At 70.6% G+C, this 14366-nt stretch carries 12 protein-coding genes; 8 read left to right on the plus strand and 4 right to left on the minus strand.

The features are described from left to right. Positions 1-58: 58 nt before the first annotated feature. Both B4V04_RS02340 and B4V04_RS02345 read right to left on the minus strand, forming a co-directional pair. Positions 59-1624 carry an HTTM domain-containing protein gene (locus B4V04_RS02340; RefSeq protein WP_498228825.1) on the minus strand — a complete coding sequence of 522 codons (1566 nt, stop codon included), beginning with the start codon at positions 1622-1624 and terminating at the stop codon, positions 59-61. Between the two features lie 149 nt (positions 1625-1773). After that, positions 1774-2352 (minus strand): NADPH-dependent FMN reductase, encoded by a 579-nt coding sequence (locus tag B4V04_RS02345; RefSeq protein WP_498228827.1) that lies wholly within the window; start codon positions 2350-2352, stop codon positions 1774-1776. 109 nt (positions 2353-2461) lie between these two features. On the opposite strand from B4V04_RS02345, the gene B4V04_RS02350 reads away from it, so the two are divergent. Together B4V04_RS02350 and B4V04_RS02355 are read left to right on the plus strand one after the other, a co-directional pair. Next, positions 2462-3634, plus strand: coding sequence for a 3-dehydroquinate synthase II (locus B4V04_RS02350; RefSeq protein ID WP_498228829.1), 1173 nt, complete (start codon positions 2462-2464; stop codon positions 3632-3634). 159 nt (positions 3635-3793) lie between these two features. After that, a complete protein-coding gene (locus B4V04_RS02355; RefSeq protein WP_498228830.1) occupies positions 3794-4408 on the plus strand; it encodes a hypothetical protein in 615 nt (204 codons plus the stop codon). A 68-nt stretch (positions 4409-4476) separates the two neighbouring features. Here B4V04_RS02355 and B4V04_RS02360 read toward each other — a convergent pair whose 3' ends face one another. Together B4V04_RS02360 and B4V04_RS02365 are read right to left on the minus strand one after the other, a co-directional pair. Continuing rightward, positions 4477-5364: a mechanosensitive ion channel family protein gene (locus B4V04_RS02360; protein ID WP_498228832.1), complete on the minus strand. Its 888-nt coding sequence runs from the start codon at positions 5362-5364 to the stop codon at positions 4477-4479. A gap of 52 nt (positions 5365-5416) precedes the next feature. Beyond that, positions 5417-6943 carry a carboxypeptidase M32 gene (locus B4V04_RS02365; protein WP_498228834.1) on the minus strand — a complete coding sequence of 509 codons (1527 nt, stop codon included), beginning with the start codon at positions 6941-6943 and terminating at the stop codon, positions 5417-5419. Between the two features lie 119 nt (positions 6944-7062). Between B4V04_RS02365 and B4V04_RS02370 the strand changes: the two genes are divergently transcribed. The 6 genes from B4V04_RS02370 (at position 7063) to B4V04_RS02395 (ending at position 14354) form a co-directional block, all read left to right on the plus strand. Next, positions 7063-8112: a threonine aldolase family protein gene (locus B4V04_RS02370; RefSeq protein ID WP_498228836.1), complete on the plus strand. Its 1050-nt coding sequence runs from the start codon at positions 7063-7065 to the stop codon at positions 8110-8112. 175 nt (positions 8113-8287) lie between these two features. Then, complete coding sequence (locus tag B4V04_RS02375) at positions 8288-8653, plus strand: DUF2209 family protein (RefSeq protein ID WP_498228838.1); 366 nt, start codon at positions 8288-8290, stop codon at positions 8651-8653. Next, complete coding sequence (gene hflX / locus B4V04_RS02380; RefSeq protein WP_498228840.1) at positions 8650-9999, plus strand: GTPase HflX; 1350 nt, start codon at positions 8650-8652, stop codon at positions 9997-9999. The genes B4V04_RS02375 and hflX overlap by 4 nt, the downstream gene beginning before the upstream one ends. Before the next feature lie 86 nt (positions 10000-10085). Then, complete coding sequence (acs, locus tag B4V04_RS02385) at positions 10086-12044, plus strand: acetate--CoA ligase (protein ID WP_498228842.1); 1959 nt, start codon at positions 10086-10088, stop codon at positions 12042-12044. Positions 12045-12116: 72 nt separating this feature from the next. Beyond that, positions 12117-12368, plus strand: a complete 252-nt coding sequence (locus B4V04_RS02390) for a DUF2061 domain-containing protein (protein ID WP_498228844.1) — start codon at positions 12117-12119, stop codon at positions 12366-12368. Positions 12369-12590: 222 nt separating this feature from the next. Next, a complete protein-coding gene (locus B4V04_RS02395) occupies positions 12591-14354 on the plus strand; it encodes a bacterio-opsin activator domain-containing protein (protein ID WP_498228846.1) in 1764 nt (587 codons plus the stop codon). Positions 14355-14366: the final 12 nt, after the last annotated feature.

The following is a 14366-nucleotide window of genomic DNA, read 5'->3' on the forward strand; positions in this document are numbered from 1 at the left end:
ACCGTTCGCCCCGCCCAGACGCCGACTCAGTCGTCGACGCGAAGGGACCACAGAGAACTCAACAGGCCGCGCTGATCCGTTTCTGCGGCTCCGGCTCGCCCACCGGCCCGCTCGGACCGATCCCCTGCTCGACGTGGAAGACGGTCACCGACTCCACGTCGCGGTCCGCGTGCTCACAGACGTACTCCGCCACCGGTCGGTACCGCGTCTCTCCGGCGTACCGCATCCGGTGCCCGAACTGGTGCCAGAGGGTCGACGGGTACGTGTCCGCCGCGTCCGGCGGGCGATCGAACGAGACCGCGCCCCCGTCCCGGACGCCGACCGACTCGCCGGATTCGAGCGTCGCGCGGACGACGTACCAGCTGGAGGTGTCCGGCGGGTTCGGCGCGAAGAACGACCAGCTGACCTCGGACAGCTCACCGGCCGACTCCGACGCCGGGAGGTCGACGAGCCCCACTCCCGCGGCCTGCCACCACACGAGCGCGACGAAGAAGCCCACGAGCAGTACGGCGGCTCCGACTCGGATCCCGCGACGAACCCTGTACGGGACCGGAGACGCGGGTTCCTCCGTGCTTCCGCCGTCGCTCCGGTACGCGCGCTCCGCGAACCGAGAGGGGACGGGGAGTCTCGACGCGATCGACTCGACGGCGTCCCACGCCCTCGGAGGGAGGAACAGGAGCAGCACGCCGACCATCACGAACGGGAACGCGCCGAGCCGCATCGTCGCGGCCATGCCGAGGTGCGCGGAGACGAACGCGAGGGCGACCGCGGCCCGGAGCCGCCCGGTCGCGACGATCAGCAGCACCGACGCGGAGAGGAGCGCGACCCAGAGCCAGTTCATCGCCGCGAGGAGCGCGGCGTGTTCGGAGACGAGCGGACCCAGTCCCACGACGAACTCCTCGATCTGGAAGATCCGGGGGACCGCGGTCCCGGACATCCACGCGTCGCTCCGGTACTTGGAGACCACGTTCGCCGCGTAGATCGACACGAGCGTCAGGAGGGTGACGGCAGTTCCGAGCGAACAGATCCGGCGGTCGGCCGACTCCGTCCCTTCGTCGTCCGCTCGTTCGACGACATCTCTCCGGTCGACGCGGTCGTCGCGGCCGTCGCGGCCGACCCGCCCGTCCGTGCCCGTCGACCAGCGGGCGTCCAGCGGGAGGAAGAGGGCCATGAACAGGAACACCACCAAGATCGTGTTCCCGCCGTTGATCACGTACGGGTTCCGGGCGTACAGCGACGCGAGCAGGAGGAGGGAGACCCCCGTCGACGCGCGCGTCCGGTAGCCGACGAGCAGGGCGATTGCGGCGACCGCGGCGGCCGCGAGCAGCAGCGCCTGTACCCGCGCCGAGCCGGAGATCGCGTGGACCGAAACGGATTCCAACGCCGGGTAGACCTCGGCGAGCGTCGAGCGCGGCAGGACGCCGTCGTCGGCGTAGAACGCGCCTACTTCCGGAAGCCGATAGACGAGGAGGTCGCCGAGGAGCAGGAGGGCCAGCGCGATCCGGAACGCGCCGAGCGCTCGCGGATCGATCCCGAGGTGCGGCGCGGCGCGCCCGCGGAGGGACTCCCGCGCCGCGGCGTATCGGGACCCCGCCGTCGAGAGCCGCCGGCGTAGTGTCGTCATTCGAAGGATACGTCGAACGATACGATCTCAGTGGTAAGTGCTTTGTCGTCTTCGCGGCGCGCCGGCGTCGGCTCACGGTGGGTGTCGGCTCGCGGTAGTCGTCGGCTCACGACCGCCGAGGAATCACGGCCGCGGGCGAGGCTCGACAGTCACCTCGCGCCGACGTTCTGCTCTCCCTCGAACGAGTCCGGGTCGGGCTCGATATTGGCGTACTGCACGGCGCGGCGGCCCAGCGTGAGCGTTCGCTCGTCGAGTCCCTCGTCGACGACGTCGCCGTCCCCGAACTGGGCGTGAGCGCGGGGGATCGCCACCTGATGCGGGATCACCCACGCGTTCAGCGCCCGGCAGACGGAGCGGAGGTGCTCTAACGCCGTCACCGGAAAGCCGCCGCCGGCGACCGCGAGGAGCCCGACGGTCTCGTCCTCGAACTCCTCGAAGCCGCAGTAGTCGAGCGCCGTCTTCAGCGTGGACGAGTACGAGCCGTGGTACATCGGCGTTCCGAGGAGGACGGCGTCGGCCTCGCGGATCCGCGCTTTGAACGCGTCGGCGTCCCCCGCCTCGTCGCGATCGGCGTCGTACGTCGGGAGGTCGTACTCGCGGAGGTCGATCAGTTCGGCGCGCCCGCCAGCCCTGCGAGCGCCGTCGAGCGCGCGCTCGATTCCCAGACGCGTGTAGCTCGTTTCGCGCAGGCTTCCGGGGATACCGACGATCTGTGGCGGGTCGGACATACCGCCACCGACAGCCCGCGGCGACTAATACCAATTGGCGATCGACCCGTCGCCCGCAACGCGCGACCCTTCCGCAGTTTTCAAGCCCGCCCGCCGTGAGGTTCCGACAATGACACGCACGGTCTGGGTGAAAGCCGACGGGAGCGTCGGCGACTGGGAGGCGCGCAAGCGACGGATCACGGCCGCCATCGAGGCCGGCGCGGACTGGGTGCTCGTCGACGAGGCCGACGTGGGTCGCGTCCGCGAGCTCGGCGACGTCAAGGTCGCGGCGTTCCGCTCGGAGGCGGACGTCATCGACGACGCCGAGAGCGACGCCGAGGCCGACGCCTACTTCGTCGGTAAGGGCGGCGAGGGCGACGGGACGATCGACCTCCCGAACGACTTCTCCGGCTCCGCGGACCTCACGACGGTCCGCCGGGGCGACGACCGCGCGCAGGGCGTCTACGTCCGCGTGCTCGGCACCGAGTACGAGCGCTTCGCCGAGGAGGCGGCCGCGGACGCCGAGTACACGATCGTCGTCGGCGAGGACTGGTCGATCATCCCGCTGGAGAACCTGATCGCGCGGGTCGGCGAGGAGACGCACCTCGTCGCCGGCGCGACGACCGCAGCGGAGGCGCAGACCGCCTTCGAGACGCTGGAGATCGGCGCCGACGGCGTGCTCCTCGACAGCGACTCGCCGGACGAGATCCGGGGCGCGGTCGACGCCCGCGACGCCGCCGACCGCGAGACGCTGGACCTCCGGCACGCCGAGGTGACCGCGGTCGAGCGCACGGGGATGGCCGACCGCGTCTGCATCGACACCGGGTCGCTGATGGACGAGGACGAGGGGATGCTCGTGGGGTCGATGTCGCGCGGGCTGTTCTTCGTCCACGCCGAAACCGCGGAGTCGCCGTACGTCGAGTCGCGCCCGTTCCGCGTGAACGCCGGGGCCGTCCACGCCTACGTCCGCAACGCCGAGGGCGGCACGAACTACCTCGCGGAGCTGTCCAGCGGCGACGAGGTGCAGATCGTCGACACCGCGGGCCACACCCGGGAGGCGATCGTCGGGCGCGTGAAGATCGAGAAGCGCCCGATGTTCCGGATTCAGGCGGAGGTCGAGACGGAGGAGGGCGTCGACCGCGTCGAGACGCTGATCCAGAACGCCGAGACCGTGAAGGTCGCGACCGCGGACGGCAAGAAGGCGGTCACGGACTTGGAGGAGGGCGACGAGGCGCTGGTCTACTACGAGGACGTGGCGCGGCACTTCGGCGAGGCGGTCGAGGAGAGCATCATCGAGAAGTGAGCGGCCGAGCGAGTGCGAGGCCACTAAAACGAGCGGCGCGGCCGCGCGGGACCTGCCCGAGCTGCGGTCCGCCACGTCCGCTCGGGCTCGGCGGGGTGTTCCTGTCAGAGGACTGCCCAGATCGTTACTATTATCAGATATATTAACGTTCATCGGTTCATGGCTGTGAGTCACGAGCACGGACACGTGACGGACGGTACCGTAGTGGAGCGCGTTCGGCACCTCGCGGCGGCGGCGAACCCGGCGTTCGCGGCCGGGAGCCTCCTCGTCCCGCTGGCCTTCTTCGGCGCGAGTCTCCTCCTTTCGAGCACGGAACTGCTCTTCTACACGCACGTCGCCGCGGGCGCGGTCTGGTTCGGGTTCGCGCTCATCTTCCCGTCGATCATCGGGCCGACGCTCGGCGGTCTCGGGGAAGAGGCGTCGGCCGCGGTGACGACGACGCTCGTCCCGAAGGCCGTCTTCTTCCTCGTCGGCTTCTCGCTCGCGACCGTGCTCTCGGGGACCGTCCTGTTGACCCCCGACCTCGGGCTGGGGTACGGGTTCGCCGGAACGTGGTCGTCGGCCGCGCTCGGGCTCGGCTGGGGGCTGTTCGCGTTCGGGCTCGCGGTCCCGCACCGGCTCCAGCTCAGCGCTTACTACGAGACGCTCTCGCCCGACCCGGACGCCTCGCGGCTCGAATCGATCGAGAAGAAGAACCTCGTGGTCGGCCTGTTCGAGGCCGCGGTGATGCTCGGGATCGTCGTCCTGATGACCGGGTTCCGGCTGGGCGCGTAACGGCTCCGTCGACGTCCCGTATCACGGAAGTCCACGGGAACGTCCCACGCACTCTCCTGCGATCAGTTTCACCCGCTCGGGGCGGACGACTCGGTCCGACGCTCGGTCACGGTCAGTTCCCCCGAGAGTAACTGCGCAGACGGGGGAGCGAGCGTGATCCCCTCCTCGTCGAAGCGCCGTTTCACTGCTCGGCGGAAGTCGGAGCGAATCGTCATCATGTCCCTGTCTCTCGGATCGTCGATCCAGAACTCCGCCTGTATCGTGATCGCGTTCTCGCCGAGTTCGACGAGGCGCGCGTTCGGCGCCGGATCGCCGAGGGCCGACTCGAGAGTCGCGGCGGTCCGTTGTAACTCCAGTAGGGCTCGCTCGGCGTCCTCGTAGTAGGCGACGTACACTTGTTCCGTAATTCGATACGTGTTCCGGCCGTAGGGTCGGGTGATGGCGTTGGATGTGAGTTCGGTGTTGGGGACCGAGACGGTCTCGTTGTCCGGCGTCCGGACCCGAGTGACGCGGAAGTCGACCGCTTCGACGGTGCCGCTGCCGCCCGGCCACTCGATCCAGTCGCCGACGTTGAAATCCGGGTCGGAGACGAGGAACATCCCGCTGATAAGCGACCCGAACACCTGCTGACCGGCGATCCCGAACGCGAACGTGAGCGCCGCGATAATGACCGCCGACTCGGAGAGCACTCGCCCGTAGCCGGCGGCGATGATGCCAGTGAGGGTCGCGAATCCGATCAGGACCACCCGTAGATACGTCTTCACTGCGGTCTCGATCGTGGGGTTGTTCCGGTTGCGCGATCTGACGACGCGGGTGATGAGGGGAACGAGGAACGCCTGGCCGATGAGGTAGATAACCACGAACCCCGCGAGAAACCAGAACAGTTCGGACAACACCTGATCGTACGCCGAGAAGACGTCTCCCGCCCATTCCGGGAGAGAAACCTGGCCGTTCATGCACCGGAAATAGGGGCGTACCGGTAAAAATCCCGATAGCCGGGTACGCGAGCTAGATCCCGTACAGCTCGCCGTACTTCTCCTCGACGTAGTCGGTGAACGCGTCCGCCGAGAAGTCGTCGCCGGTCGCGCGCTTCACCAGCTCGTTCGTCTCGTAGCGCGAGCCGTGCCGGTGGACGTTCTCGCCGAGCCACGACTGCAGCTCCTCGAAGTCGCCGTCGGCGACCTTCGCGTCGAGGTCGTCGATCTCCTCCTCGGCGGCCTCGAACAGCTGCGCGGCCATGACCGAGCCGAGCGAGTAGGTGGGGAAGTAGCCGAAGTTGCCGTGGCTCCAGTGGATGTCCTGGAGACAGCCCTCGCTGTCGGTCTCCGGGCGGATCCCGAGGTACTCCTCGTACTTGTCGTTCCAGACCTCCGGCACGTCCTCGACCGCGAGGTCGCCGCGGATCAGGTCGCGCTCGATCTCGAACCGGACGACGATGTGGAGGTGGTAGGTGAGCTCGTCCGCCTCGACGCGGATGAGGTTGTCCTCGTGCACTTGGTTGACCGCCTCGTAGGCGTCCTCGACTGTGGCCTCCTCGGTCTGGGGGAACTGCGCTTTGAACCGGGGGAGGAACAGCTCCCAGAACGGCCGGCTCCGGCCGACGTGGTTCTCCCAGAGCCGCGACTGCGACTCGTGGACGGAGAGGTCGCGAGACTCGCCGAGCGGGGTGGCCCACTCCTCCCGCGGCAGCCCGAGGTTGTACTGCGCGTGGCCGTACTCGTGGATCGTCGAACCGATCGCGCCGAGCGGGTCGGACTCGTCGAACCGGGTGGTCACGCGGCAGTCGAACTGGTTGCCCGAGGTAAACGGGTGCGAGGAGACGTCGAGGCGGCCGCGGTCGAAGTCGTAACCGACGAGCTCGAGCGCCTCGCGGGCGAGCTCCTCCTGCTCGTCCTCGGAGAATGTGCCCTCGAAGGTGTCGACCGCGAGGTCCGCGTCGGAGTCGCGGATCGCGTCGATCATGGGGACGAGCGTCTCGCGGAGCTCGTCGAGGATCGACTCGGCGCGGTCGATCGAGAGGCACGGCTCGTAGTCCTCGAAGAGGACCTCGTAGGGGTCGCGGTCGGGGTCGATGTGTTCGGCGTACTCCCGCTTGAGCTCGACGTGCTTCTCCAGGTACGGGGCGAACGTCTCGAAGTCGTCCTCCGCTTTCGCCTCCTCCCACGCCCCCAGCGCCTCGGAGCCGGTCTCGGAGATCTCCTCGACGAGCTCGACGGGGACGGCGTCGGCGCGCTCGTACTCGCGGCGGACCTCGCGGACGACCGCCCGCTGCTCGTCGGTGAGGTCGGTGTCGTCGAGCTCGGCGAGCAGCTCGCCGGTCTCCTCGTCCGTGATCATGTCGTGTTTGATCGACGAGAGCGTCGAGAGCTGCTTCGACCGGGCGGGGGTGCCGCCCTCGGGCATCATCACCTGCTGGTCCCAGCCGAGCACGCCGGCCGCGCTCCCGACCGTGTTCCAGCGTCGAACGCGGTCCAGGAGGGCCTCGTACGCCTCGGGGGCGTCGCTCGCGTCGTCGGCCGCGGCTTCCGTTGCCATACGCCACGGATCGGCCGCGTCGCTTAAGAAGGGACCGAACGCGGAATCTCCGGGAGATCCGGCCGAGCCGGCCCGGAGCGCGACCTATTTCAGGTCGGCCGCCGAACCGCCGGCAACGAATGGAGACCGACGAGGACACCATCGACCTGCGGTCCGACACCGTCACTAGGCCTTCGACCGAGATGCGCGAGGCGGCCGCGACCGCCGAGGTCGGCGACGACGTGTACCGCGACGACCCGACCGTCAACGAGTTAGAGCGCCGCGCCGCGGACGCGGTCGGCACCGAGGCGGCGATCTACGTCCCCTCCGGGACGATGGCCAACCAGATCGCCGTCCACGTCCACACGGAGCCCGGACAGGAGCTCCTCCTGGAGCGCGAGTCCCACGTCTACCGGTGGGAGCTCGCGGGCGCGTCGAAGCTCTCGGGCGTCCAGACCCGGACGATCGACGCCGGCGAGCGCTGCGTCCCGACCCCCGACGCGGTGCGCGAGGGGCTCGTGAGCGAGGACCTCCACCGACCCGGGACCGGGCTCCTGTCGCTGGAGAACACCCACAACTACCGCGGCGGGGTCGCGGTCCCGGTCGAGGGGATCGCCGCGGCCGCCGACGTCGCCCGCGACGCCGGCGTGCCGGTCCACCTCGACGGCGCCCGCGTGTTCAACGCCGCCGTCGCGCTGGGCGTCGACGCGAGCGAGCTCGTCGCCCCGGTCGACAGCGTCACGTTCTGCCTCTCGAAGGGGCTCGGGGCGCCGGTCGGCTCGATACTCGCCGGCGACGAGGCCTTTATCGACGAGGCTCGCCGCGTCCGGAAGCTGTTCGGCGGCGGGATGCGGCAGGTCGGGATGATCGCCGCGCCGGGGCTGCTCGCCCTGGAGAACGTGGACCGGCTCGCCGACGACCACGCCAACGCCGAGCGGCTCGCCGCCGGGCTCGACGCGCTCGAGGGGGTGAACGCGCCCGCGCCGGACACCAACATCGTCGTCGCGCACACCGAGGAGGGCGGGATTCCGGCGGCCGACCTCGTGGAGGCCTGCAAGGCGGCGGGCGTCGGCTGCGTCGAGTTCGACGAGTACACGACGCGGTTCACCACGCACCTCGACGTCGACGCGGACGACGTCGACGAGGCTGTCGACCGGATCGGCGACGCGGTCGCGGCGCTGTCGGCCTGAGGCGGCTCATCGGGACGGCTCACCGGAGCGGTCCCCTCCTTCGGAACGTCCGCGCTCGCCCGCGCCACGGAAACCTTCAATTCGGCCGGCGACCAACGAGTGGTTATGGAACTGACACCGGTCGGGGAGAGTTCGCGGCCCGGACGAACCGAGGTGGCCGGCGCCCGTCCCTGAGGTGGTCGGCGTCGACATCAGCGGCCGCCACGAGGAGGCGGGCGAGTACCTGATGGTCGCGGCCGCGGTCCACGCCCGGATCGACTCGACCCGAATTCGGTCGGTGGAGGGAGTGGGCTTCGCCGCCGCGCGCGAGGGGCCCACGCTCGACGCGACGCTCGGGCTCGTGGCGACCGCGGTCGGGAACCTGCCGGAGCCGCCGAACGGGCCGATCGTCGCGGAGCACGGCGAGTTCTACGAGGAGCCCGCGGAGCGGGTCGGCCTGAGCTTCCGACCCGAGTTTAAATACGTCGAGAGCATAGGGGAACGCGAAACAGTGCAGGCAGCACACCACGCCGCGTACGCGGCCCGAGACCTCCTCTTATGACCGGGAGCGTCGAGGGCGCGGACGCAGACGCCGAGTCGGTCCCCCGAGAGCGACGGGCGGTCGTCGCCAAGCGCGTCGACGAGGGCGACGCCGACCTGGCCGAGATCCGTCAGCTCGCCGCGGCCGCGGGGTACGAGGTCGTCGGGGAGCTCACGCAGACACGCACCGAGGACGCCGCCTTCATGTTCGGCGAGGGAAAGGTCGCGGAGCTGCGCGACCTGGTCCGCCGGACCGACGCCGGGGCGGTCATCGTCGACAACGACGTCGGGCCGTACCAGACGTTCAACATCGGCGGGGAGCTCCCCGAGGGCGTCGAGGTGATCGACCGGTTCACGCTCATCCTCGAGATCTTCGGCCAGCGGGCGAACACCCGGAAGGCGCAGCTGCAGGTCGAGCTCGCGGAGCTCCGGTACGAGCTCCCGCGCGCCGAGGCGAAGGCGAGCCTCGCGAAGCGCGACGAGCGCCCCGGCTTCATGGGGCTCGGCGAGTACGACGAGAGCGTCGAGCGCGACATCAAGCGGCAGATCTCGGAGATCCGTGACGAGCTGGAGTCGATCGCGGCGAAGGAGGAGGCGAGGAGGGAGCAGCGCCGCGACTCCGGCTTCGACCTGGTCGCGCTCGCGGGGTACACGAACGCCGGCAAGTCGACGCTGATGCGCCGGCTCGCGGCCGAGATCGACGTCGACGAGAACGCCGACCGCCACCCCGACCTCGACACCACCGCCGAGTCGCAGGACATGCTGTTCACCACGCTCGGCACGACGACCCGGCGGGCCGAGATGGAGAAGCGCGACGTGCTCCTCACGGACACGGTCGGATTCATCGCGGACCTTCCCCACTGGCTCGTGGAGTCGTTCGAGTCGACGCTCGACTCCGTCTACCGCGCTGACCTCGTGCTGCTCGTCGTCGACGCGAGCGAACCGGTCGAGGACATGCGCGAGAAGCTCGTCACGAGCCACGACACCCTCTACGAGCGCAACGAGGCCCCCGTCGTCACCGTGTTCAACAAGGTCGACCGGCTCGCGCCCGGCGAGCTGGCCGACAAGCGCGGCGCGCTCTCCGGCGTCGCGCCCGACCCGGTCGCCGTCTCGGCGAAGACGGGCGCCGGCGTCGCGGAGCTCCGCGACCGCGTCGAGGACGAGCTCCCCGACTGGGAGCGCGAGCGGCTCGTCCTCCCCGTCTCCGACGAGGCGATGAGCCTCGTCTCGTGGATCCACGACCACGGCCACGTCGACGAGGAGTCGTACGCGAGCGACCAGGTGACCGTCGACTTCGAGGCCAAGCCCTCCGTCGTCGCCCGCGCGCGGTCGAAGGCGGCCGCGCTCGCGCCGGCGGAGTCGCCGTAGGCGACGCCGACGACCCCGTCGGGGGACTCCGCCACTGGCCGGGATCGCGGACAAAGTATACATTCCTCCACTTGCGAACGGGTATCATGGACGACGCCGGAGTCGACGGCCGACAACGGAACCGGTCCGTTGCCGCCGACGACGACATCGAGCCGCCGACCGGGTTCCGCGATCGGGCCGTCGCGAGCGACGCGGGGGTGTACGACGCGTTCGCTGCCGAGGGGCCGGACGCCTGGCGGCGGGCCGCGGACCTCCTCGACTGGGATCGGCCGTACGAGACGGTGCTCGACGACGGCGATCCGCCGTTTTACGAGTGGTTCCCGGACGGGCGGCTCAACGCCGCCGCCAACTGCGTCGACCGCCACCTCGACGAGCGGCGCAATCAGCTCGCGATCCGGTGGTTCGGCAAGCGCGGCGAGCGCCGGTCGTACACCTACCTCGACCTCCACCGCGAGGTGAACGCGCTCGCGGCCGGCCTGCGGGAGCTCGGCGTCGAGGAGGACGACGTCGTCACCCTGTACCTCCCGATGGTCCCGGAGCTACCGGTCGCGATGCTGGCGTGCGCCCGGATCGGCGCGCCCCACAACGTCGTCTTCGCGGGGCTCTCGGCGGAGGCGCTCGCGACCCGCCTCGACGCGGCCGACTCGTCGTACCTGATCACCTGCGACGGCTACTACCGCCGCGAGGACGCGTTCAACCAGAAGTCGAAGGCGGACAACGCCCGGCTCCGGGCCGACGGCGACCTCGCGGCGACGGTCGTCGTCGACCGGCTCGGCGACGCGCTCGACGTGTCGCTGGGCGCCGACGAGCACGCGTACGAGTCGCTCGTCGACGCGCACGACGGCGAGACGGTCGAGCCGGTCGCGCGCGACGCCACCGACCTGCTGTTCGTGATGTACACCTCCGGGACGACCGGTCGGCCGAAGGGCGTCGAACACGCGACCGGGGGGTACCTCGCGCACGTCGCCTGGACCACCCGGAACGTCCTCGACGTCCGGCCGTCGGACACCTACTGGTGCGCGGCCGACATCGGCTGGATCACGGGCCACTCGTACGGCGTGTACGGCCCCCTCTCCGTCGGGACGACGACCGTGCTGTACGAGGGGTCGCCCGACTACCCGGACCGCGACCGCGTGTGGGACCTGATCGAGCGCAACGCGGTCAGCGTCTTCTACACCTCGCCCACCGCGATCCGGTCGTTCATGAAGTGGGGCGCGGAGTACCCCGAGCGCCACGACCTCTCGTCGATCCGCCTGCTGGGCACCGTCGGCGAGTCGATCACCTCCAAGGCGTGGCATTGGTACCGCGAGCACGTCGGCGGCGGCGAGGCACCGGTCGTCGACACGTGGTGGCAGACGGAGACGGGCGCCATCGCGCTCGCGACGCTGCCCGGGATCACGCCCATGAAGCCCGGGAAAGTCGGGCCGCCCCTTCCCGGGATCGACGCGCGCGTCGTCGACGAGGACGGCGAGCCGGTGGACCCGGGCGAGCCGGGGTACCTCACGGTCGCCTCGCCGTGGCCCGGCATGCTCCGCGGGCTCCGCGAGGGCGACGAGCGCTACCGCCGGGAGTACTGGGTCGAGACCGAGGACGGCTGGCGGTACCGCACCGGCGACGGCGCGACGGTCGACGAGGACGGCTACGTAACCATTCTCGGTCGCGTCGACGACGTGATCAACGTGCGGGCGCAGCGGTTCAACACCGCCGAACTGGAGTCGGCGATCGTCGGCGTTGAGGGGGTCACCGAGGCCGCGGTCGTCGGCGACGGCGACGGCGACGTCGTCGCCTACGTGACCACTCGGAGCGACGTCGAGCCCGACGAGTCGCTCAGAACGGCGATCGGCGAGGAGCTGGCCCGCGAGGTCGGCGATCTCGCCCGCGCGGACCGGATCGTGTTCACCCCGGAGCTCCCGAAGACGCGCTCGGGGAAGATCATGCGCCGCCTGCTGGAAGACATCGCCCGCGGCGAGGAGTTCGGCGACGTCAGCGCGCTCCGGAACCCGGAGGTCGTCGGCGAGATCGAGTCCTCTGTCCGTGAGAAGTAACTGTATTCAGTTTCTTTGAAGAAATATAGAAACCACTAAAAGTTTCTTATAGCTGGCCGCCGACGCGTCCGTATGGGCACGCTCGTCTCGCGGTCCGCGCTCCACGCCCGGAAGCGCGCGGTCGCCAAGACGCTCTGTTACCGCGCGGTCATGGTCACGATCACCGTGATCGTGGCGTGGGCGATCGTCGGCGACGTCAGCGACGCCGTGAACATCGGACTGGTGACCAACGTCGTCAAGACCGCGACCTACTACGCCTACGAGCGCCTGTGGGACCACGTCGCGTGGGGCGTCGCCGACGGCGCCCGAGCCGACGGAGCCTGAGCCGACGCCGTCTGAACCGACCGCTCGGTCGGAGCGGCCCGTCTTCGATCCGGCGACCGACCGGCGTTTCGGGTTTGACCTGACATCCGAAATTTTGACCATCGATATTTCGCAACTGGACCCGTCTGCCGAACGCGTCGGACTCGACTCGGCTCGCGAACCGCGAGAGACGGTCATCGGGGGAAGATTTTTGATTCGGTTTTCCGTGTATTCACGAAACAGATGGTCGACGGGCTCGACGGCGAGGCGTACGACGCGCTCCTGACCGCCGCGGAGACGTACCGCGCCGCGGTCGTGGTTCGGCTCGCCGGCGAGGCCGGGCTCCGCACCGGCGAGATCACGCGCGTCGCGCCGCGGCACCTCCGGGATCCGGGCGTCGGTTCCGGCGCGTCCCTCCTCGCCGTCCCCGACGACGCGGGAGCGCGGGACGAGGGGAAGCCGCCGAGCGGCGAGGAGGCGACGGAACCGATCGACCGCGAGACCGTCGTTCCCGCCTCGCTGGCGTCCGAGCTCCGGCGGTACGCCGAGAGCGAGGGGCTCGACGACGCGGAGCCGTTCGTCGGCGTCTCCCCCCGTCGCGTCCAGATGATCGTGAGCGAGACCGCCGAGCGGGCGGCGGCGCGGACCGACGGCGCGGTGCCGGCCGACGTCACGCCCCGCGACCTCCGGGACGCGTTCGCGCGCCGGCACCTCGTCGACCGCGGCGTCGATCCCCACGCCGTGCGCGAGGCCGGCGGCTGGGAGACGCTGGGGACGCTCGACGAGTTCCTCGGCCCGCTCGACGGGCGCGAGGTCGCCGAGGCGTTTGCGGTCGCCGGAGCCGCCGCGGACGCCGAGGGCGACGCCGGCGGACGAGAACCGACCGCGCTCGGCGGCTTCGAGGCCCTCGCCGACGGTGGGGGGAAGAAGTCGCCCCTCGCGACCGTTCCGGAGCGGCTGGTCGAATCCGGACGGTGGACCGAGGCGTGGGTGGTCCGCGGGTCGGTCGACGGCGGCCGGACGGAGGTCGTGGGCGCCGCGGGCGTCGACCGGGAGGTCCTCGTCGACCGCGGCGTCACGCGCGAGGGGCCGTGGCTCGACGCGGTCGAGGACGGCGAGCCCGTGCCGACGGGCGGCGAACCGACCGCCGACGGGCGCCCCGGAATCGCCGTCCCCGCGAGCTACCGGGACGTGACGCACGGAGCGCTCTGCGTCGTCGCCGGGGACGGAGCCCCGGTCTCGAAGACGGAACGGCGGGAGCTGGTCGCGCTCGGGCGCTGTCTCGGCTGGGCGGTGACGGCCGGTCGGTGGCGCGACCTCCTCCACTCCGACGCCGTCACCGAGGTGGAGTTCCACGTCGCCGACGGCGGGGCGTTCCTCGCCCGCGCGAGCGCCGCCCTCGGCTGTGAGATCGAGCTCGACTCCACCGTCGGCGTCACCGACGACGCCTCGCGGCTGTACCTCTCCGTCGCGGGCGCGCGCCCACAGGGCGTCGCCGACGTCGTCGACGGCGCGGACGGCGTCTCGGACCTCCGGGTGACCGAGACGCGGGAGGACGGCTGCTCGGCCTCGGTGCGCGTCGAGGGCGGTTCGGCCGTTCGGACGCTCACCGAGCACGGCGCGACGGTCCGCGAGGCGACCGCGGCGGACGGCCGCGTGCGCGTCGTCGCCGACCTCCCCGGGGGCGCAGACGTCAGGCCGGTGGCCGACGGGCTCCGCGCGGCCTTCGACGACGCCCGCCTCGCGAGCAAGGAGTCAGCGGTCCGCGCGTCGCGCTCGGAGTCGGCGTTCCGCGAGGACGTCGCCGACCGATTCACCGACCGGCAGTGGGCCGCGCTGTCGGCCGCGTACCACGGCGGCTACTTCGACTGGCCGCGGGAGAGCACCGCAGAGGAGGTCGCCGACGCGATGGACGTCTCCTCGCCGACGTTCCACAACCACCTGCGGAAGGCCCAGCGCGCGCTTCTCGACGGCCTCTTCGAGGAAGAGCACCGAGAGCGCCGTTGAGACGGAGATCGC

Source organism: Halorubrum sp. B52 (assembly GCF_059752555.1).